This window comes from Nonomuraea sediminis, from assembly GCF_018531495.1.
GTDB classification, from domain to species: Bacteria; Actinomycetota; Actinomycetes; order Streptosporangiales; family Streptosporangiaceae; genus Nonomuraea; species Nonomuraea sediminis.
The window spans coordinates 466341-486159 of sequence record NZ_JAHDTI010000011.1 but is presented as its reverse complement, the minus strand read 5'-3'; the positions used below and the strand labels follow the sequence as shown (position 1 = coordinate 486159).

19 protein-coding genes, 3 tRNA genes and 1 riboswitch are annotated in these 19819 nt (G+C 74.0%); of the genes, 14 read left to right on the top strand and 8 right to left on the bottom strand.

The features are described from left to right. Positions 1-33 precede the first annotated feature (33 nt). From KIK09_RS39875 to KIK09_RS39835, 9 genes are all read left to right on the top strand, one after another. Positions 34-105 (top strand) — tRNA-Gly (locus KIK09_RS39875). A gap of 15 nt (positions 106-120) precedes the next feature. Then, positions 121-191, top strand: a tRNA-Cys gene (locus KIK09_RS39870). Between the two features lie 3 nt (positions 192-194). Next, positions 195-269: transfer RNA gene (locus KIK09_RS39865), tRNA-Val, on the top strand. 336 nt (positions 270-605) lie between these two features. After that, positions 606-794: a CbtB domain-containing protein gene (locus KIK09_RS39860; protein ID WP_214324661.1), complete on the top strand. Its 189-nt coding sequence runs from the start codon at positions 606-608 to the stop codon at positions 792-794. A gap of 8 nt (positions 795-802) precedes the next feature. After that, a complete protein-coding gene (locus KIK09_RS39855; protein WP_214324660.1) occupies positions 803-1522 on the top strand; it encodes a CbtA family protein in 720 nt (239 codons plus the stop codon). 5 nt (positions 1523-1527) lie between these two features. Then, positions 1528-2103, top strand: a complete 576-nt coding sequence (locus KIK09_RS39850; protein ID WP_214324659.1) for a histidine phosphatase family protein — start codon at positions 1528-1530, stop codon at positions 2101-2103. Next, positions 2100-4232: a VWA domain-containing protein gene (locus KIK09_RS39845; RefSeq protein WP_308164599.1), complete on the top strand. Its 2133-nt coding sequence runs from the start codon at positions 2100-2102 to the stop codon at positions 4230-4232. The genes KIK09_RS39850 and KIK09_RS39845 overlap by 4 nt, the downstream gene beginning before the upstream one ends. A gap of 2 nt (positions 4233-4234) precedes the next feature. Then, positions 4235-4837 carry a cob(I)yrinic acid a,c-diamide adenosyltransferase gene (cobO, locus tag KIK09_RS39840; RefSeq protein WP_214324658.1) on the top strand — a complete coding sequence of 201 codons (603 nt, stop codon included), beginning with the start codon at positions 4235-4237 and terminating at the stop codon, positions 4835-4837. After that, positions 4831-6147 (top strand): cobyrinic acid a,c-diamide synthase CobB, encoded by a 1317-nt coding sequence (locus KIK09_RS39835; RefSeq protein ID WP_308164598.1) that lies wholly within the window; start codon positions 4831-4833, stop codon positions 6145-6147. The genes cobO and KIK09_RS39835 overlap by 7 nt, the downstream gene beginning before the upstream one ends. Here the strand turns inward: KIK09_RS39835 and cobN are convergent. Then, positions 6102-9689, bottom strand: coding sequence for a cobaltochelatase subunit CobN (gene cobN / locus KIK09_RS39830; protein WP_214324657.1), 3588 nt, complete (start codon positions 9687-9689; stop codon positions 6102-6104). The two genes, KIK09_RS39835 and cobN, sit on opposite strands and share 46 nt — an antisense overlap. Positions 9690-9721: 32 nt before the next feature. Next, positions 9722-9912, bottom strand: a riboswitch (cobalamin riboswitch). 16 nt (positions 9913-9928) lie between these two features. Between cobN and cobG the strand changes: the two genes are divergently transcribed. From cobG to KIK09_RS39815, 3 genes are read left to right on the top strand one after another with little or no spacing between them, the layout of a single operon-like run. Further along, entirely contained in the window at positions 9929-11206 is a 1278-nt protein-coding gene (gene cobG, locus KIK09_RS39825; protein WP_214324656.1) for a precorrin-3B synthase, read from the top strand. Continuing rightward, a complete protein-coding gene (locus KIK09_RS39820; protein ID WP_214324655.1) occupies positions 11203-11823 on the top strand; it encodes a precorrin-8X methylmutase in 621 nt (206 codons plus the stop codon). Before cobG ends, KIK09_RS39820 begins: the two co-directional genes overlap by 4 nt. Then, positions 11823-13307: a precorrin-2 C(20)-methyltransferase gene (locus KIK09_RS39815; RefSeq protein ID WP_372455739.1), complete on the top strand. Its 1485-nt coding sequence runs from the start codon at positions 11823-11825 to the stop codon at positions 13305-13307. Before KIK09_RS39820 ends, KIK09_RS39815 begins: the two co-directional genes overlap by 1 nt. Here KIK09_RS39815 and KIK09_RS39810 read toward each other — a convergent pair. Genes KIK09_RS39810 through KIK09_RS39795 form a run of 4 tightly spaced genes read right to left on the bottom strand, consistent with a single transcriptional unit; the run spans position 13298 to position 16360 of the window. Then, positions 13298-14023 (bottom strand): cobalt-precorrin-6A reductase, encoded by a 726-nt coding sequence (locus KIK09_RS39810; protein WP_214324654.1) that lies wholly within the window; start codon positions 14021-14023, stop codon positions 13298-13300. The two genes, KIK09_RS39815 and KIK09_RS39810, sit on opposite strands and share 10 nt — an antisense overlap. Continuing rightward, a complete protein-coding gene (gene cobM, locus KIK09_RS39805; RefSeq protein WP_214324653.1) occupies positions 14008-14763 on the bottom strand; it encodes a precorrin-4 C(11)-methyltransferase in 756 nt (251 codons plus the stop codon). Before cobM ends, KIK09_RS39810 begins: the two co-directional genes overlap by 16 nt. Continuing rightward, a complete protein-coding gene (cbiE, locus tag KIK09_RS39800) occupies positions 14760-15977 on the bottom strand; it encodes a precorrin-6y C5,15-methyltransferase (decarboxylating) subunit CbiE (RefSeq protein ID WP_214324652.1) in 1218 nt (405 codons plus the stop codon). The genes cobM and cbiE overlap by 4 nt, the downstream gene beginning before the upstream one ends. Next, positions 15974-16360 carry a pyridoxamine 5'-phosphate oxidase family protein gene (locus KIK09_RS39795; RefSeq protein WP_214324651.1) on the bottom strand — a complete coding sequence of 129 codons (387 nt, stop codon included), beginning with the start codon at positions 16358-16360 and terminating at the stop codon, positions 15974-15976. The genes cbiE and KIK09_RS39795 overlap by 4 nt, the downstream gene beginning before the upstream one ends. Positions 16361-16423: 63 nt before the next feature. On the opposite strand from KIK09_RS39795, the gene cobF reads away from it, so the two are divergent. Together cobF and KIK09_RS39785 are read left to right on the top strand one after the other, a co-directional pair. Next, positions 16424-17182, top strand: coding sequence for a precorrin-6A synthase (deacetylating) (gene cobF, locus KIK09_RS39790; protein ID WP_214324650.1), 759 nt, complete (start codon positions 16424-16426; stop codon positions 17180-17182). A 56-nt stretch (positions 17183-17238) separates the two neighbouring features. Next, positions 17239-17652, top strand: coding sequence for a hypothetical protein (locus KIK09_RS39785; RefSeq protein ID WP_214324649.1), 414 nt, complete (start codon positions 17239-17241; stop codon positions 17650-17652). Positions 17653-17665: 13 nt separating this feature from the next. On the opposite strand, the gene KIK09_RS39780 is transcribed toward KIK09_RS39785, so the two are convergent. From KIK09_RS39780 to KIK09_RS39770, 3 genes are read right to left on the bottom strand one after another with little or no spacing between them, the layout of a single operon-like run. After that, positions 17666-18439: a UGSC family (seleno)protein gene (locus tag KIK09_RS39780; protein ID WP_214324648.1), complete on the bottom strand. Its 774-nt coding sequence runs from the start codon at positions 18437-18439 to the stop codon at positions 17666-17668. Then, on the bottom strand, positions 18436-19458 hold the full coding sequence (locus tag KIK09_RS39775) for a hypothetical protein (protein ID WP_214324647.1): 1023 nt from the start codon (positions 19456-19458) through the stop codon (positions 18436-18438). The genes KIK09_RS39780 and KIK09_RS39775 overlap by 4 nt, the downstream gene beginning before the upstream one ends. Continuing rightward, entirely contained in the window at positions 19455-19748 is a 294-nt protein-coding gene (locus KIK09_RS39770) for a thioredoxin family protein (RefSeq protein WP_214324646.1), read from the bottom strand. The genes KIK09_RS39775 and KIK09_RS39770 overlap by 4 nt, the downstream gene beginning before the upstream one ends. Between the last annotated feature and the right edge of the window lie 71 nt (positions 19749-19819).

Sequence of the window (19819 nt, the reverse complement as noted above, 5' to 3'; positions counted from 1 at the left end):
GTTCTCTACGTCGCCGCGGCAAGCGGTGGCGACGCGGAAGTGGCTCAGTGGTAGAGCATCACCTTGCCAAGGTGAGGGTCGCGGGTTCGAATCCCGTCTTCCGCTCGGAGCTTCCGACTCGGTGGAGTGGCCGAGAGGCGAGGCAGCGGCCTGCAAAGCCGTCTACACGGGTTCAAATCCCGTCTCCACCTCACGGACGATTAGCTCAGCGGGAGAGCGCTTCCCTGACACGGAAGAGGTCACTGGTTCAATCCCAGTATCGTCCACCAGCGGTAACGAAGGCCGGTTCTCGTCTCACGAGAGCCGGCCTTCGCTGCTTGTACGGCAAGCCTCCGCAATACGCGGCGCTCGATCCGCCAGAAGAGGCGGTGCGCCGGCCGGTTGGCGGAGCACAGGGCCGTGGATCCTTGGGTGGCGGCGGGGTTGCTGTTGACGCAAAACCGGGCACGGGATACATTCTGGGAGATTTCACGATCGTCCAAGGGAAATCCGGTGAGATGCCGGTGCGGACGCGCCACTGTATCCGGGACCCAGATCCCGGGAGCCAGGTCACTAGGCGATCGTGACCTCACTGGCCGGGACGCGTCATCCCTGAGGAGGCAAGTATGAGTGGGCTGTCCACTCCTTCCGTCATTCCCCTTCCCCGTCTGGGTCTCTGGCTGCTCACCGTCCCGGTGCTGCTGCTGGTCGCCTACCTCGTCCTGATGGACAACGGCGCCATTTCGCAGGCCGGGTCCTACCTGCACGAACTCATGCACGACGGGCGGCACCTGCTCGGCGTGCCCTGCCACTAGGCACGGGCATGATTCGCACCCTGCTGGTCAGGGGCCTGCTGGTGGGCCTGCTGGCCGGACTGATCGCGGGCGGGTTCGCCTTCGTCTTCGGCGAGCCACGCGTCGAAAGCGCGATCGCCCTGGAGGAGGCGCACGCCGCCCAGAACGCCGGGCACGACCACGGCGAGGAGGAACTCGTCAGCAGGCCCGGGCAGAAGGTAGGGCTGTTCCTGGCCACCGGGCTGTACGGGCTGGCGGTGGGCGGGATCTTCGCCCTGGTGTACGCCGGTCTGCGCGGCCGGGTGGGACCCCGCTCGGAGGGCGGCCTGGCGCTGGCCGCCGCCGGGACGGCCTTCGCGGCGGTCATTCTCGTGCCGTTCGTGAAATATCCAGCCAATCCCCCGGCGGTCGGCGATCCGGACACGATCACCGGCCGGACGCTGCTCTACGTGGTGATGGTGCTGGTCGGGCTGGCGGCGACGGCGATCGCCGTGGCCACGGCCCGCCGCGTCACGACCGGGCCGTGGGCGCGCTGGGTCGCCGCCGTGGCGGCGTTCCTGGTGCCGGTGATCGCCGCGTGGCTGCTGCTGCCGACGGTCAACGAGGTGCCCGCGGACTTCCCCGCGACGCTGCTGTGGCAGTTCAGGCTGGCCTCGCTGGGGACGCAACTGGTGTTCTGGACGGCCTTCGGCGTGCTGTTCGGCTGGCTGTCCGACAGGGCCGCGCGTCCAGCGGCCATCGCGAGCTGAGCGGGGTGCTGTTCGTACGGCAGGCCGGCACCCCCGGCATGCGTACGGCCTGCTTCCCCGACCCCGCCGCGGAGGCCGACCCTGCGGGCCTGGCTCGTGCCGTCTCCCTCGCCGGAGCCATGGCAGGGGCTTCGGACGGGATGGCATGGGTCGGACCCGCGACGGCGGCCCGGCAGACGGCCGTCGCGCTGGGGTGGGAGCCGCACGTGGTTCCCGCGCTTGGCGAGGCGGATTACGGGCGGTGGAGCGGCCTGCCGTACGTGCGGGTCGCCGAGGAGGAGCCGGAGGCGCTGGCGCGGTGGCTGAGCGATCCGGAGGCGGCGCCGCACGGCGGCGAGAGCCTGGGCGCGCTCGCGGCGCGGGTGGCGGCCTGGCTGGAGGGGGTGCGCGGCGTGCCGGGCTCCGGTGGCGGGGTGGTGGTGTGTGATGCGGGGGTCGTCCGTGCGGCGGTGGGGTGTGCGCTGGGGCTGGACCCGGTGCGGGCCGGGCGGCTTGACGTCGCGCCGCTGTCCTCGACCGGGCTGGCCGTCTCGCGGGACGGCTGGCGGGTCACCCATGTCAACCGGAGGCTCGTCCCGTGATCGTCACCTATCCCTTCAGCGCGGTCGTCGGGCTGGCGGACCTGAAGCTGGCCCTGCTGCTGAACGCCGTGTCGCCGCGCGTGGGCGGCGTCCTGGTGCGGGGCGAGAAGGGCACCGCGAAGTCCACGGTCGTCCGCGCGCTCGCCGCCCAGCTGCCCGCCGTGCGGGTGGTGCCCGGCTGCCGGTTCGCGTGTGATCCCGCAGCGCCCGACCCGCGCTGCCCCGACGGCCCGCACGAGCCGGGCGGTGCCGGGCTGGCCAGGCCGGCCGCGCTGGTGGAGCTGCCGGTGGGGGCTACCGAGGATCGGCTGGCCGGATCGCTGGACGTGGAGCGGGCGCTGACCGAGGGCGTGAAGGCGTTCGAGCCCGGCCTGCTGGCGGCCGCGCACCGGGGAGTGCTCTACGTCGACGAGGTCAACCTGCTCCACGACCACCTCGTCGACCTGCTGCTGGACGCCGCCGCCCTGGGCATCTGCTACGTCGAGCGCGACTCGGTGTCGGTACGGCACGCCGCCAGGTTCCTGCTGGTGGGGACGATGAACCCGGAGGAGGGCGAGCTGCGGCCGCAGCTTCTGGACCGGTTCGGGCTGACGGTCGAGGTGCGGGCGTCGCGGGATCCCGGGGAGCGGGCCGAGGTGGTCAGGAGGCGGCTGGCCTTCGACGCGGACCCTGAGGGGTTCGCGGACCGGTGGGCGGCCGAGGAGGCGGCGCTGGCGGCCAGGATCGCGCAGGCCAGGGCCCGCGTGCCGGAGGTGCGGCTGCCCGACGCGCGGTTGCGGCAGATCGCGGCGGTGTGCGCCGCCTTCGAGGTGGACGGCCTGCGGGCGGACCTGGTGACGGCCAACGCCGCCATCGCGCATGCCGCCTGGCAGGGGCGGGACGCGGTCACCGTCGCCGACGTCCGGGCGGCGGCCCGGCTGTCGCTGCCGCACCGGCGGCGGCGCGATCCGTTCGACGCGCCGGGGCTGGACGAGGAGCTGCTCGACGAGCTGCTCGACCGCACGTCGGAAGACGACGACCCCGACGACCCACCCCAGGGGCCGGACGGCTCCCCGCCTCCGGGCCCGGACGATTCCCCGTCCTCCGACTCGGGGGAGGACGGCGGATCCCACGATGGCGACCCGTCCTCCGACGGGCATCAGGAAGAGGTGGATGGCCGCGAGCCCGACCAGGCGCCGCGCGATGGGGCGGACCGCGGTGGCGGTGCGGAGCCGGGGAGCGGCCGGGGCGAGCATCCCGAAGCGGGCGGGCGGGCGGATGGCGGTGTGACCGGTGACGAGGGGAATCCCGAGGTGAACGTGCCCGGGTCGGTGGTCGTGCCCGGGGCGACGCATCGGGTGCCGTTACTGGAGGTTCCCGGGCTGGGTGAGGGCGCGGCGGGGCGGCGGTCCAGGTCGAAGGGGGCCGGGGGCCGGGCCGTGGGTTCGCGGCGGCCCGGGGCGAAGGTCACCGACGTGCACGTGCCGGCCACGGTGCTGGCGGCCGCGCCGTACCAGAAGGACAGGGGTCGCGGCGGGCGCGGGCTGGAACTGCGCGCGGGCGATCTGCGGGAGGTGCGGCGCGAGGGCAGGGAGGGGAATCTCGTCCTGTTCGTGGTGGACGCCAGCGGCTCGATGGCGGCGCGCCGGCGGATGGGGGCGGTGAAGGCGGCGGTGCTCAGCCTGCTGCTCGACGCCTACCAGCGGCGCGACAAGGTGGGCCTGGTGACCTTCCGCGGCTCGTCGGCGGAGGTGGCGCTGCCGCCGACCTCGTCGGTGGAGGCGGGCGCGGCGCGGCTGCGGTCGCTGCCGACGGGCGGGCGCACGCCACTGGCGGCGGGCCTGGCCCGGGCGGCGCAGGTGCTGCGGGTCGAGCGGCTGCGGGACCCCGCTCGCCGTCCGCTGCTCGTGCTGGTGACCGACGGGCGTGCCACACACGGCGGTGACCCGGCCAGGGCGGCCGCGCTCCTGGCCGGTACGGCGAGCGTCGTCGTCGACTGCGAGAGCGGCCCGGTACGGCTCGGCCTGGCGGCCGGGCTGGCGGCGCGGATGGGCGCCAGGCTCCTCCCCCTCGACGCGCTGACCGACCTCGGCTCGGTCGTCCGCGACCACAGAACGGACCAGCCCAGGAACTACAGGAAGGCAGGCTGAGGATGCCGCAGGGCAAGCCGGCCGTCGTGCCGGACGACGGCCTCACCACCCGGCAGCGCCGCGCGCGGCCGCTGCTGATCGTGCACACCGGCCCGGGCAAGGGCAAGTCCACCGCCGCCTTCGGGATGGCGTTGCGGGCGTGGAACCAGGGCTGGCCGATCGGCGTGTTCCAGTTCGTGAAGTCGGCCAAGTGGCGCATCGGCGAGGAGCGGGCACTGCGCGTGCTCGGCGAGACGGGCGAGGGCGGCCCGGTGACCTGGCACAAGATGGGCGAGGGCTGGTCGTGGATCCAGCGGGCCGGCACCGAGGAGGACCACGCCGCCGACGCCCGCGAAGGCTGGGAGCAGATCAAGCGGGACCTGGCGGCCGAGACGTACCGCTTCTACGTGCTCGACGAGTTCACCTACCCGCTGAAGTGGGGCTGGCTGGACCTGGACGACGTGGTGGAGACCCTGAAAGCCCGCCCTGGCAACCAGCACGTGGTGATCACCGGCAGGGACGCGCCCGGGCCGCTGCTCGAGGCGGCCGACCTGGTGACGGAGATGGCCAAGGTCCGCCACCCCATGGACGCCGGTCAGAAGGGGCAGAAAGGCATCGAGTGGTAGTACCCCGGCTCGTGATCGCCGCGCCGTCGTCGGGCAGCGGCAAGACGACCGTGGCGACCGGCCTGATGGCCGCGCTGCGGGCGCGCGGGCTGCGGGTCTCGCCGCACAAGGTGGGCCCCGACTACATCGATCCCGGCTACCACGCGCTGGCCACCGGCCGCCCCGGCCGCAACCTGGACCCGTGGCTGGTCGGCGAGGACCTGGTCGCCCCGCTGTTCGCGCACGGCGCGGCGGGGTGCGACGTGGCGGTGGTCGAGGGCGTGATGGGCCTGTTCGACGGCAGGGCCGAGACCGACTTCGCCTCGACCGCGCACGTGGCCAGGCTGCTCGAGGCCCCGGTGGTGCTGGTCGTGGACGCGGCCAGGCAGAGCCGGTCCGTCGCGGCGGTGGTGCATGGTTTCGCCACCTTCGACCCGCGCGTGACAGTGGGCGGGGTGGTGCTCAACCGGGTGGGTTCCGACAGGCACGAGGAGCTGTGCCGGGCGGCGCTGGCCGAGGCAGGCGTGCCGGTGCTGGGCGCGATCCGCCGCGACGACGCCGTCGCCACGCCCTCCCGCCACCTGGGCCTCATCCCCGCCGCCGAGCGCGAAGTCGAGGCGGTGCGGGCCGTCGACCGGCTCGCCGCGCTCGTGTCACGCTCCTGCGACCTGGACGCCCTGGTACGGCTGGCCGCCTCGGCACCCCCGCTCACGGCCACCCCTTGGAGCCCCGGGCGCGTCAAGCAGAGCCGGGCCGTGGTGGCGGTGGCGGGCGGAGCCGCGTTCACCTTCGGGTACGCCGAGCACGTCGAGCTGCTGCGCGCCGCCGGGGCGGACGTGGCGGTGTTCGACCCGCTCAGGGACGAGCGCCTGCCCGAGGGCGCCGGCGCGCTGGTGATCGGCGGCGGCTTCCCCGAGGTGTACGCGGCCGAGCTGGCCGCCAACGAGCCCCTGCGCGAGCAGGTCGCCGCCTTCCCCGGCCCGATCGCCGCCGAGTGCGCCGGGCTGCTGTACCTGTGCCAGGAGCTGGACGGCCGCCGGATGTGCGGCAGGATCCCGGGCACCGCGCGCATGACGGACCGGCTCACGCTCGGCTACCGGGACGCCGTCGCGCTGAAGGACTCCCTGCTGACGCGGCGAGGCGAGCGCCAGCGGGGCCACGAGTTCCATCGCACCGCCGTCCAACTGGACGCGGAGCCGCTGTACCAGTGCACCGACGGGTACGGCGACCCCCTCGTCACAGCGTCCTACCTGCACCTGCACTGGGCGGGGACGCCGCAGGCGGCTCAGCGGCTGGTGTCGTCCTCCAGGTCGCCCTCCGTCTTGAGGTAGACCTCGCGCAGCCCGCGCAGGATCTCCGGATCGGGGTGCTGCCACATGCCGCGGTCGGCCGCCTCCAGCAGCCGCTCGGCGATGCCGTGCAGCGCCCACGGGTTCGACCGGGCCATGAACTCCTGGTTCTCCGGGTCCAGCACGTAGGCCTCGGTGATCCTGTCGTACATCCAGTCGGCCACGACACCCGTGGTGGCGTCGTAGCCGAACAGGTAGTCCACGGTCGCGGCCAGCTCGAAGGCGCCCTTGTAACCGTGCCTGCGCATCGCGGCCAGCCAGCGCGGATTGACCACCCGGGCACGGAAGATCCGCGAGGTCTCCTCCGACAGCGTCCGCGTCCTGACCGCGTCGGGGCGGGTGCTGTCGCCCACGTAGGCGGCCGGCGACTTGCCGGTCAGCGCCCGCACGGTGGCGATCATGCCGCCGTGGTACTGGAAGTAGTCGTCGGAGTCGGCGATGTCGTGCTCGCGGGTGTCGACGTTCTTGGCGGCCACCGCGATCCTGCGGTAGGCGTCCTCCATCTGCGGGCGGGCGGCCACGCCGTCCAGGTCGCGGCCGTAGGCGTAGCCGCCCCACACGGCATACACCTCGGCCAGGTCGGCGTCGTCGCGCCAGTTGCGGCTGTCGATCAGCGGCAGCAGCCCGGCCCCGTAGGCGCCCGGCGCGGAGCCGAAGATCCGCATCGTGGATCCTCCTGGCTCGTTGACGTGGGCGCGCACGTAGTTGTCCGCGTCGGGCTCGGGTTGCGCGGCGGCCAGCCGTACGGCGTCGTCGAGCATGACCACCACGTGCGGGAAGGCGTCGCGGAAGAAGCCGCTGATGCGGACCGTCACGTCGATCCTGGGGCGGCCCAGCTCGTCCATCGGGATCGGGCGCAGGCCGACGACCCTTCTCGACGCCTCGTCCCACTCGGGGCGGATGCCGAGCAGGGCCAGCACCTCGGCCACGTCGTCGCCCGCCGTGCGCATCGCGCTCGTGCCCCACACCGACAGGCCGACCGAGCGGGGCCAGGTGCCGTGGTCGGCGCGGTAGCGCTCGAGCAACGAGTCGGCCATGGCCTGGCCGGTCTCCCAGGCCAGCCGGGATGGTACGGCGCGCGGGTCGACCGAGTAGAAGTTGCGGCCGGTCGGCAGCACGTTGACCAGGCCGCGCAGCGGCGAGCCGCTCGGGCCCGCGGGCACGTAGCCGCCGTCGAGCGCGTGCAGGACGTGGTCGAGCTCGTCCGTGGTCCGGTCGAGCCGTGGCACGACCTCCGTGGCGGCGAACCTCAGGATGCCGGCCACGAGCTCCCGATCTCCTAGTGCTCCGTCCAGGACCGCGGCCGTTGCCTCGGAGGCGGCCGCCGGGTCCCAGCGTCGGGCCTCCATCGCCTCCACCAGGGCGCGGGCCGTCGCCTCCACCCGGTCGACGTCCTTCAGCGACGCGCCGCCGTCCTCCCGGAGACCGAGCGCCTGGCGCAGCCCGGGCAGCGCCTCCCTGCCCGCCCACATCTGCCTGGCCTGCAGGATGGCCAGCACCAGCCCCACTCTGGCCTCCCCCACCGGCGCCTGGCCGAGCACGTGCAGGCCGTCGCGGATCTGGGCGTCCTTCACCTCGCACAGCCAGCCGTCCACGTGCAGGATGAACTCGTCGAACTCGGCGTCGTGCGGCCGGTCGGCCAGCCCGAGGTCGTGGTCGAGCCGGGCGGCCTGGATGAGGGTCCAGATCTGCGCCCGGATGGCCGGAAGCTTGGCCGGGTCCATGGCGGCGATGCTTGCGTGCTCGTCGAGCAGCTGCTCGAGCCTGGCGATGTCACCGTAGGACTCGGCCCTGGCCATCGGCGGCACCAGGTGGTCCACGAGCACGGCGTGCGCGCGCCGCTTGGCCTGGGTGCCCTCGCCAGGGTCGTTGACCAGGAACGGGTAGACCAGCGGCAGGTCGCCGATCGCGGCGTCGGCGGCGCACGAGGCCGACAGTCCCGCGGACTTGCCCGGCAGCCACTCCAGGTTGCCGTGCTTGCCGACGTGGACCATGGCGTGCGCGCCGAAGCTGCTCGACAGCCAGCGGTAAGCGGCCAGGTAGTGGTGGCTCGGCGGCAGGTCGGGGTCGTGGTAGATGGCGATCGGGTTGTCGCCGAAGCCGCGCGGCGGCTGCACCATCAGCACGACGTTCCCCGCCCGGAGGGCGGCCAGCACGATGTCGCCCTCGTGCACGAACAGCTCGCCGGGCGGCGGACCCCAGTGCCGCTCGATCCCCTCGCGCAGGTCGGCGGGCAGCGTGCCGTACCACTGCGTGTAGGCGGCGGCGGGGATGCGCACCGGGTTGGCCGCCAGCTGCTCCTCGGTCAGCCAGTCCTGGTCCTGCCCGCCCGCCGCGATCAGCGCGTGGATCAGCGGGTCGCCGTCCTCGGGGAAGCCCTGCCCGAGGTCGTAGCCCGCGTCCTTGAGCCTGGCCAGCAGCCGGACCGTGCTGGCGGGGGTGTCCAGGCCGACCGCGTTGCCGATGCGGGAGTGCTTGGTCGGGTACGCCGACAGCATCACGACCAGGCGCCGCTCGGCGGGCGGGGTGTGCCTGAGCAGGCCGTGCCGTACGGCGATGCCCGCCACCCTGGCCGCCCGCTCGGGGTCGGCGACGTAGACCGTCAGCCCGTCCCTGTCGACCTCCTTGAAGGAGAACGGCACCGTGATGATCCGGCCGTCGAACTCGGGGATCGCCACCTGCGAGGCCGCGTCGAGCGGCGACAGGCCGTCGTCGTTCGCCTCCCAGGCCTGCCTGCTGGTGGTCAGGCAGAGGCCCTGCAGGATCGGCACGTCCAGCTCGGCCAGCGCGCCGACGTCCCACGCCTCGTCGTCACCGCCCGCTCCTGCCGTCGCCGGGCGCGTTCCTCCTGCCGCGAGTACGGTCACCACGAGCGCGTCCGCGGCGCGCAGCGTGTCGAGGAGTCCCGGCTCGGCGGTGCGCAGGGAGGAGCAGAAGACCGGCAGCGCCCGGCCGCCCGCGTCCTCGATCGCCTCGCAGAGCACCTCGACGAACCCGGTGTTCCCCGCCACGTGATGCGCCCGGTAGAAGAGCACCCCGACCACAGGCCCCTCACCCTCCGGCACGCCGACCTCGGGGCCCTCGCCGCGTGGCTCGCGATCCAGGACGCCCCAGGAGGGGGTGGGTGCGGGTGGGGCGAAGCCGTGGCCGGTCAGCAGGACGGTGTCGGACAGGAAGGCGTGCAGTTCGGCCAGGTTGGCGGGGCCTCCGTGGGCCAGGTACGCGTGCGCCTCGGCGCAGACGCCGCCGCTGACCGTGGACAGCTCCATCAGCTCGGCGTCGGGCGCCTGCTCCCCGCCCAGCACCACCACCGGCCGCGGCCCGGCGAGTAACGCGTCGAGCCCCTCCTCCCAGGCCCGCCGACCACCGAGCAGGCGGACCACGACCAGGTCGACGCCCTCGAGCAGGTCAGGCAGATCGCCGGTGGCCAGCCTGGCGGGGTTGCCCAGGCGGTAGTCGGCGCCGCTGGCGCGCGCGCTCAGCAGATCGGTGTCGGAGGTGGAGAGCAGCAGCACGCCAGGCACGACGGAGTCCTCCCTCGGGGTCCTCGCCCCGGGTCGCGGGTGTCGCGACGGCTGGAGTCTCCTGGCTCCCGGATCAGCGCTCTCCCCGGCCTTCCCACCCGTTTCCGGGCAGTGGCCTGCGGTGGGGTTCGCTCCCCGGTCACAGTGGCGGGACCGCGCCGGTTTCGCACCGGCTTCCTCCCTTGCCATCGCCTACGGAGGAGCCTACGGCACAGCGAACTGGCGTTACCATCCTCTTCGTGTCCATAGCCGACTTTTCCGGACGTTTGCGTCCTGACGCCTGTCCGGGGGCGCTCCAGGTGCACGAGGCGGCGGACGGGCCGCTGGCCCGTGTCCGCGTACCGGGCGGGGCGATCTCGGCGGGGCAACTGCTCGAGCTGGCCGCGTGCGCCGCCGAGCTCGGCTCGGGCGTGATCGAACTCACCTCCCGCGCCAACGTCCAGGTCCGCGGGCTGCGCTCGCCGTCCGCCTTCGCCGCGCGGATCGCCGAGGCCGGACTGCTGCCGTCGGCGGCACACGAACGGGTCCGCAACATCGTGGCCTCACCGTTAGGCGGCCGGGGTCCCTCGGGCGCGCTGGATCCGCAGCCGCTGGTGGAAGCCCTTGACCGGGTCCTGTGCGCGCGGCCTCGCCTGGCCGGGCTGCCGGGCCGTTTCCTGTTCGCCGTGGACGACGGCACGAACGACGTGACCGCCCTCGCCGCCGACGTCACCTACACCTCGGGACACCTCCTGCTGGCAGGCATGAACTGCGGCGCCGCCACAATCTCCGGACGCACGGAAAGCCCGGCCCTGACCGCCAGACGCGCAGAGAGCGCAGCCGCGACCGCCGGACACGCGGACAGCGCAGCCCCAACCGCCGGACGCGCGGACAGCGCGGCCGGGCGCGCGGAGAGTGCGGATGCGGGACGTGTGGAGGCGGTCTCTGAGGTGGTGGCGGTGATGATCGCGGCGGCTGAGGCGTTTCTGGATGTGCGCGGGGATGCGTGGCGGATCGCTGAGGTGGCCGGTGGGGCCGCGGCGGTCGCCGCCCGGTTGGGGCGTGCGGTCGAGCCTGGCCCGGACCCCCGCGTCCCTGACCCGCATGCCGGGCCGATCGCGCAGCGTGACGGCCGCACGGCGCTGGAAGTGGTGGCGCCCCTCGGACGCCTGTCCGCCGACCAGGCCCGCGTCCTCGCCACAGCCGCGAACGCGCCCACCGACGCCAAGGTACGGCTGACGCCGTGGCGGACCGTGATGCTGCTCGACCTCGACGACCCCGCACACGCGGCAGGGATGCTGGAGGCCGCAGGGCTGGTGACCGATCCCGGGTCCCCGTGGGTCGGTGTCACGGCGTGCACCGGGCGGCCCGGCTGTGCCAAGGCGCTGGCCGACGTGCAGGAGGACGCCCGAGGCTGGGTGGCCGCCCAGAAGCGGGCCCAGCCGGCCCGCGTCCACTGGTCCGGGTGCGAGCGGCGCTGCGGGCTTCCCCGAGGAACGGTCACCCAGCGGGTGGCCACCGAGAACGGATACAGGTGACCGACTACATCCGCGATGGCGCCGAGATCTACCGGCGCTCCTTCGCCACGATCCGCGCCGAGGCCGACCTGACGGGGATGCCGCCCGACGTGGCGCGCGTCGCGGTCAGGATGATCCACGCCTGTGGCATGACCGACCTGGTCGGCGACCTGGACTGGTCGCCCGGCGTGGTCTCCCGTGCCAGGCGGGCGCTGGACGGCGGCGCGCCGGTGCTGTGCGACGCGATGATGGTCGCCTCCGGCGTCACCAGGCGCAGGCTGCCCGCGGACAACGACGTGGTGTGCACGCTGGGCGACCCCGGGGTGGCCGAGCTCGCCCTACGGCTCGGGACGACGCGCAGCGCGGCGGCGCTGGAGTTGTGGCGCGACCGGCTCGAGGGCGCGGTGGTGGCGATCGGCAACGCGCCGACGGCGCTGTTCCGGCTGCTCGAGCTGGTCGCCGAGGGCGCGGGACGGCCGGCCGCGGTGCTGGGCGTGCCGGTGGGCTTCATCGGCGCGGCCGAGTCCAAGCGCGCGCTCGCGGACAGCGATCTGGAGTACCTGGTGGTGCACGGCCGTCGCGGCGGCAGTGCCATGACGGCGGCGGCGGTCAACGCCATCGCCAGCGAGACGGAGTGATGGCGTTGACGGGACGGCTGTACGGTGTCGGGCTCGGTCCCGGCGATCCCGAGCTGGTCACGGTGAAGACGGCCCGGCTGATCGGCGAGGCCGACGTGATCGCCTATCACGCCGCCAGGCACGGGCGCAGCATCGCCCGCTCCATCGCGCTGCCGTACATGAAGGACGGGCAGGTCGAGGAGCTGCTGCTGTACCCGCTGACGACGGAGACGACCGACCATCCCGGCGGCTACCAGGGGGCGCTGGACGACTTCTACGCCGACTGCGCCGAGCGGCTGGCCGCGCACCTGGACGCGGGGCGGACCGTGGTGGTGCTGAGCGAGGGCGATCCGCTGTTCTACGGCTCCTACATGCACCTGCACAAGCGGCTGGCGCACCGCTATCCGACCGAGGTGGTGCCAGGCGTCACGTCGGTCAGCGCCGCCTCGGCCGTGCTCGGGCGGCCGCTGGTCGAGCGGGACGAGGTGCTCACCGTGCTGCCCGGCACGCTGCCGCAGGACGTGCTGGCCGAGCGGCTGCGGGACACCGACTCGGCGGCGGTGCTGAAGCTGGGCCGCACGTTCGGCAAGGTACGCCAGGCGCTGGCCGAGGCCGGGCGGCTGGACGACGCCTGGTACGTCGAGCGGGCCACGATGGGCGCCGAGCGGGTCGCGCCGCTGAAGGACGTGGACGCCGAGGGCGTGCCGTACTTCTCGCTGGCGCTGCTGGCCAGCCCGGCCGAGCGCACCTTCGTGCCGTCGCCTCAGGCCGCGCGCGGCACGGGCGAGGTCGCCGTGGTGGGGCTGGGCCCCGCCGGGCGGCCGTGGCTGACGCCCGAGGCGCAGGAGGCGCTGGCGGCGGCCACCGACCTGGTCGGTTACGGCCCCTATGTGGACCGGGTGGCGCCGAACCCGCGCCAGCGCCGCCACCGCACGGACAACCGGGTCGAGGCCGAACGCGCCAGGCACGCGCTCGAGCTGGCCCGCGAGGGCGCCCGGGTGGCGGTGGTGTCGTCCGGCGATCCCGGCGTGTTCGCCATGGCCAGCGCGGTGCTCGAGGTCGCGGCCGACTTCCCCGGCGTGCCCGTCCGGGTGGTGCCGGGGGTGACGGCGGCGCAGGCGGTGGCGAGCAGGATCGGCGCGCCGCTCGGCCACGACTACTGCGTGCTGTCGCTGTCGGACCTGCTCAAGCCGTGGGAGGTGGTGGCCGACCGGATCGCCGCCGCCGCCAGGGCCGACCTGGTGCTGGCGATCTACAACCCGGCCTCGAAGAGCCGCACCTGGCAGCTGGCCGCCGCCCGCGACCTGCTGCTGGAGCACCGCGGCCCGGAAACGCCCGTGGTGGTCGGCCGCGACGTGGGCGGCCCCGAGGAGAGCCTCACCGTCACCACGCTGGGCGAGCTCGACCCGGCTCGGGTGGACATGCGCTGCCTGCTGATCGTCGGCTCCTCGACCACCCGGGTCACCGGCACCGGCCAGGTCTACACGCCCCGCCGCTACCCCTGAGCCCAGGCCGCCGCCTCCGCCACGGTATCCACCAGCCGGACCCCCGCGGGCGGCGGCGGCCGGTCCACCATGATCACGCGCAGCCCGAGCTCGCGGGCCGCGTCCAGCTTGGCGGTCGTCATCGAGCCGCCGCTGTCCTTGGTGACCAGCACGTCCAGCCGGTGCTCGCGGATGAGCGCCAGCTCGCCTTCCAGGGTGTACGGCCCGCGGTCCAGCAGCACGCGCACGTTGCCGGGGACGGGCGGCTCAGGCGGATCGACCGACCGGGCGAGCAGCCACACGCCGGGCAGCCCGGCGAACACCGGCAGGCTGCGCCGCCCCGTGGTGAGGAACACCCGGTCGCCGTGGCCGAGCAGGTCCGCGACGGCCCGCAGGGAGCCGGTCCGCTCCCAGGCGTCGCCGGGGCCCTCCCGCCAGCCGGGCCGCCGCAGCGCCAGCAGCGGCACGCCGCTCACGCCCGACGCCTCGGCCGCCGAGGCGGACATCCGGACGGCGAAGGGGTGCGTGGCGTCCACCATCGCGTCGATCCGCTCGGCCGCCAGCCAGGCGGCCAGGCCGGCGGGGCCGCCGAAGCCGCCCTCGCGCACCTCGCCCACCGGCAGCCGCGGGTTGGTCACCCTTCCGGCCAGCGACGACACCACGTGGCAGCGCCCGTGCAGCTCGGCCGCCAGCGCCCTGGCCTCGGCGGTGCCGCCCAGGATCAGGACGCGCCGCACGACCTGTCCCGGTGCGCGCTGTAGAGGTGGCTGTCGGGGAACTCCTCGGCGGCCAGCACCCGGCCGACCACGATCACGGCCGTGCGCCTGATCCCCGCCTCGTGCACCATGGCCGCGATGCCGGCCAGGGTTCCGCGCAGGATCACCTCGTCGGCCCTGCTGGCCCGGGCCACGACCGCCACCGGGCAGTCCGCGCCGTAGGACGGCAGCAGCTCCGCAACCACCGCGTCGATCCGCTGCACGGCCAGGTGCAGCACCATGGTCGCCCCGCTCGCCCCGAGCGTCGCCAGGTCCTCGCCCTCGGGCATCGGCGTCGCCCGCGCCGAGGTGCGCGTCAGGATGACCGTCTGGCCGACGCCCGGCACGGTCAGCTCCCTGCCCAGCGAGGCGGCCGCCGCCGCGAACGCCGGTACCCCTGGGACGATCTCGTACGGCACGCCGAGCGCGTCCAGGCGGCGCAGCTGCTCGGCCACGGCGCTGAACACCGACGGGTCGCCGGAGTGGAGCCGTGCCACATCCAGCCCGGCCCGGTGGGCGGCGGCCAGCTCCTCGACGATCTGGCCGAGCGTCAGGTTCGCGGTGTCCACCAGCCTGGCGCCGGGCGCGCAGTACTCGAGCAGCTCGGCCGGCACCAGCGACCCGGCGTACAGGCACACCGGCGACGAGCGCAGCCGCTCCAGCCCGCGCAGCGTGATCAGGTCCGCGGCGCCTGGGCCTGCCCCGACGAAGTACACGGTCACGGCGTTGTCTCCTTCACGACGGTCCATACGGTGACCGGCATCGCGGGGCGCCAGGCCGTGAACGAGCCGACGGGCGAGGCCCGCTGGACGGCCAGGCGGACCAGGTCTCCGCCGAGCCTGCCGTACCACGTGGTGACGAGCGCCTCGGACTCCAGGGTGACGGCGTTGGCCACCAGGCGGCCGCCGGGCCTGAGCGCGGACCAGCAGTGTTCGAGCAGCCCGCCGGCCGTCAGGCCGCCGCCGACGAAGACGGCGTCGGGCGTGGGCAGGCCGTCGAGCGCGGCGGGCGCCCTGCCCTCCACGACTTGCAGCCCGGGCACGCCGAGCGTTTCGGCGTTGCGGCGGATGGCCGCGGCGCGGTCAGGGTGGCTCTCGACGGCAACGGCGGCGCACGCGGGGTGGCTGCGCATCCATTCGATCGCGATGCTGCCCGCGCCCGCGCCGACGTCCCACAGCAGCTCGCCGGGCAGCGGCGCGAGCCGTGACAGGCTGACCGCGCGCACCTCCCGCTTGGTGAGCTGGCCGTCGTGCTCGAAGGCGTCGTCGGGCAGGCCGGGCACGCGGGCCGGCGGCCGGGTGCCCGGCGCGGCGACGCACTCGACGGCGATCACGTGCAGGGCGGAGGGCGCCGGCCCGGTCCACCCGGCGGCGGTGCCCCGGAGCACGGACTCGGTGGCCGAGCCGAGGTCGGCGAGCACGTGCAGCTCGCTGGGGCCGTAGCCCCGCTCGGCCAGCAGCCCGGCGACCCTCGCGGGCGCGTCGAGTCCCGCGCCGAGCACGACGAGCCGCCGTCCGAGCAGCACGGCCGCGTTCAAGGCCGACAGCGGGCGGCCCACCAGGCTCACCACGTCCACCTGCTCGACGGGCCAGCCGAGCCTGGCGCAGGCCAGCGACAACGACGACACGTGCGGCAGCACCCTGACCCGCTCGGCGCCCAGCAGCCGCACCAGCGTGGCGCCGATCCCGTAGAACATCGGGTCCCCGCTGGCCAGCACGCACACCTCGCGCCCCGCGTGCCGTTCCATGAGCCCGGGCAGCTCCGGGAGCAGCGGCGACGGCCAGACCACCCGCTCGGCTTCCGCGGTGTCGGCGCCAGGCAGCAGGTCAAGCTGGCGGGAGGCGCCCATGACGACCTCGGCGCCGCGGAGGGCCCGGCGGGAGGGCTCGGCGAGGCCGTCCCAGCCGTCAGCGCCGATACCGACGACCGTGATCACACGTTGCCCAGGACGCGGGTCACCTGGATCTCCACCACCACTCGCCTCGGGTTGGGCCTGGGCGGCTTGTAGCGGGCGGCGTAGCGGCGCTCGGCGTCGGCGACCTGCTCGGGCTCGGTCCGCACGACCGCCCTGCCCTCCAGCGTGGACCAGCGGCGGCCGTCCACCTGGCTCAGCGACACCAGCGCACCCTGCTCGCCGACGAGCCTGGCCTTGACCGACGTGCCCGACGTGATGACCCTCGCCGTGCCGGAGTCCAGGTCGAGCGTCGCGCCCACCGGCACCACGTGCGGCGGCAGGCCGGGACGGGCGGTGGCGAGCGTGCACAGGTGACGCTCCTGCCAGAACGCGGCGAATCCCTCGCCCAGCTCGGCCAGGTTCACGGTCCTCCTTGGGTGGTTTGGGCAGCGATATCGTATAGCGCGCACTCTGGCACACTCTGTCGGGTGAAGCGGCTACTCATCATCGGCATTGGCGCCGGAGACCCCGATCACCTCACCCTCCAGGCGGTCAAGGCGATCGCCGCCACGGACATGTTCATCATCGTGGACAAGGGCGAGGTCAAGCAGGAACTGGTCCAGCTGCGGCAGGACCTTATCCACGAGCACGGCCGCCGGCCGTACCGGATCGCGGAGGCGCGCGATCCGGAGCGGGACAGGAGCGCCGCCGCCTATGTCGAGGCCGTGGACGACTGGCGGGCGCGGCGGGCGGTGGCGTGCGAGGCGCTCATCCAGGAGCTCGGCGACGACGAGACCGGCGCGTTCCTGGTGTGGGGCGATCCTGGCGTGTACGACAGCACGCTGGCCGTGGTCGAGGAGATCCTGCGGCGCGGGAATGTCACCTTCGACTACGAGGTCATCCCGGGGATCAGCAGCGTGGCCGCGCTGACGGCCCGTCACCGCATCGGCCTGACCCGGGTGGGGCGGCCGGTGCACCTGACCACCGGGCGGCGGCTGGCCGAGCAGGGGGCCACCGCCGACGACATGGTGGTGATGCTGGACGCGCACTGCTCGTTCGCCGCGCTGCCCGACCACCACGTCTACTGGGGCGCCTATCTGGGCACGCCCGACGAGATCCTGGTGTCGGGGCCCGTCGCCGAGGTCGGCGACCGCATCCGCGAGCTGCGCGCCGAGGCCCGGGAGCGCAAGGGCTGGATCATGGACACCTACCTGCTGCGCCGCCAGGAGGGTACGTTGTCAGGGTGACGCACATCACACTCGGAGCCTTCAACAATCGCGGGGGACGTGCACTCATACGGTGCATGAGCCTGACGAGGAAGGCCGCGGTCGTGGCCATCACCAGCGTGACACTCGCCTCCGGCCTGGCCGCGGCCGGCGGGGCCGCGGCTTCGGCGCAGACGCCCAAGGCCGTCGTGCTCAAGGCCACCGCGACGGTGCGCCACCAGCTCGCCGACGCGTTCTGGAACCATTCGACCAGCTTCAAGCGCAGCAAGGTCGACGGGCCCACCCAGGTCCGCTACGGCAGGCTCGGCAACGTGTACTGGGCCATCGGCGGCATCGGGATCAAGGGCAACCCGGTCAGCTACCAGGACGGCCCGCACGTCTGGCGCAAGGTCGGCAAGGGCCACTGGGCCTACCGCGGCGACACGGGCGGCTGCCTGGAGAAGGTCCCCCGCGCCATGCTGAAGGCCTGGAAGGTCGAGCGCGGCTGCTGACACACCGTCGTGATCACGGCTTGAGCTCGACGGCGACGGGGGCGCCGAAGTGGTCGGTCAGGGCGCGGGTCGCCAGGGCGTGGATCGTCGGCTCGGGGAGCACACAGGTCGCGCAGGCGTCGTCCGCGGTGGACAGGCCGAGCCGTACGACTCCCTGCTCGACCTGGACGGTGAGCGTGACGCCGTCGGCGGCCAGCGCGGAGCGGAGCGGGGCGAGCGCCTCGTCCGCCGAGCGCGCCGTCGGGCCGGGTGAACGGAGCGCGGGAGCGCCGAGCAGCAGCGCGGCAAGCGCGGGGGCCGCCTGGGCGGCGCGCTCGCGCAGCAGGTCGGGGGCCAGCCTGGTGACGGGGTGCGGGATGACGGCGAAGCCGTAGCCGGGGGCGCCGTTCATGGCCGCGATGGCCTGGACGGTGGGCACGAAGGGCTCGGTGATGAGGACGGCGCTGGGGATGCCCTCGCGTTCGAGGCGGATCCCGTCCACGACCGAGCAGGAGCTGCACGAGCCGCAGTCGCCGATGGCCGACAGCACCACGGTGCTGTGCTCGGCGAGCTGCCGCCACTGCGCGGCGGTGGGCGGCTCGCTCGGGTGCGGCTTGGTGATCCGCAGCACCTCGCCCAGCGCGTACGTGCGGGACAGTTCGGCCACCACGGCATCGAGCAGGAACTCGCCGTGAGTCTTGCCGTTGGCGAGGAGCCCGAGCCGCGCGCCGTCGAGCGTGGCGGGCCGCGGCGCGGGCTCGAAGTCCTCCCGTACGGCGCGCAGCGTGGGATCGACCAGCCGGATCATGTGCGTACTCCCTTGGTGACGGCGAGGCTGCCGCGGACGCGGCTCCATGAGGGGAAGAAGGCCGAGTGGCCGCCGGCGTCGGCGCCGCCCACGAGCACGTGGATGTCGGCCGGGGACTGGCCGCGGTGCACCCAGACGTCCTCGTCGCCGGGGTCGGGCTCGCCCGCGCCGTCGATCTTGCCGGCGCTCTTGAGGTCGGCCAGCCGGCGCCGGGCGCCCTGGAAGAGGAACTCCCGCACGTCGGCGCGGCTCCAGCCGGCGGCGCCCAGGATGGCGGCGTGCTCGGGCGACAGCACCAGCAGCGACTCGCCCGCGCTGAAGCTGCCCATGGCGGCCATGGTGTCGGCGGCGATGGCCAGCAGCCGGTCGGGCCTGTCGGTGCCGTGGCACAGGATGTTGTGCCCCGACTCGGCGGCGAACACCGTGACGGCGCTGTCGGCGGCGTCGAAACCGCGCGACACGTGGAACGGCTCCCACGGGCTGGCCTGCTCGTACTCGCCGAAGCAGCCGCTGTACTTGGCGAAGCTGCCCTGCGTGGAGCGGTCGAGCACGCCTGGCCTGGCGTCGAGGCAGTTCAGGAAGATCAGCCGCAGGGCCCTGCCGATGGTGGCGTTGGCGCGGCGGGCGGACCCGAACAGGTCTCCCCGGTAGTTGAGCTCGATCCGGTCGCGGATCGGGCCGTTGACGACGATGAGCGGCGCGGCGCCTCCGGTGCTGGTGACCGTACCGTGCAGCTTGTAGCGCGGATCGCTGACCGCGGCCAGGACTGCGGCCATGACGGGCAGGTAGGACGGCAGGCAGCCGGCCATCACGCAGCAGGCGGCCACCTGCTCGGCGGGCAGCTTGCGGCCGCGGACGGGTTCGACGGCGAGCACCTCGGCCGGGTCCCAGCCGGCGTGGGCGAGGAACTCCTCGACCCGCTCGGCGGTGGGCGGCACGATCGGGGAGCCGTCGGTCCAGCCCCGGGCGTGGCAGTACTCGACGGCCTGCCAGTAGTCGTCGACGTGGTGCCCGCTCATGCGATCGCGTCCAGCGCCGCCTCGAGCTCGGCCCTGCCTCCCGATCCCGACAGCACGGTCGTGACCTGGCCGTCCCGCACGATCAGCACGGTGGGCAGCCGCATCACGCCGTAGCGCGCGGCGAGCTCGGCTTCGGCGTGCGCGTCCACCTCGGTGAAGGCGACCCGGTCGCCGTACCGTTCGGCGAGCTCCTCCAGGACGGGCCGCAGGCTCCGGCAGCGGGCGCAGCCGGGCGCCCAGAAGTCCACGAGCACGGGCCGTCCCTGCTCGGTCAGATCGCTGATGGTCATGCGGCTCATGACAGCCGTGCCCGAGCCTCATGGTCAAAGATGAAAAAACGGCAGGCCGGTAGGTTGCGCCT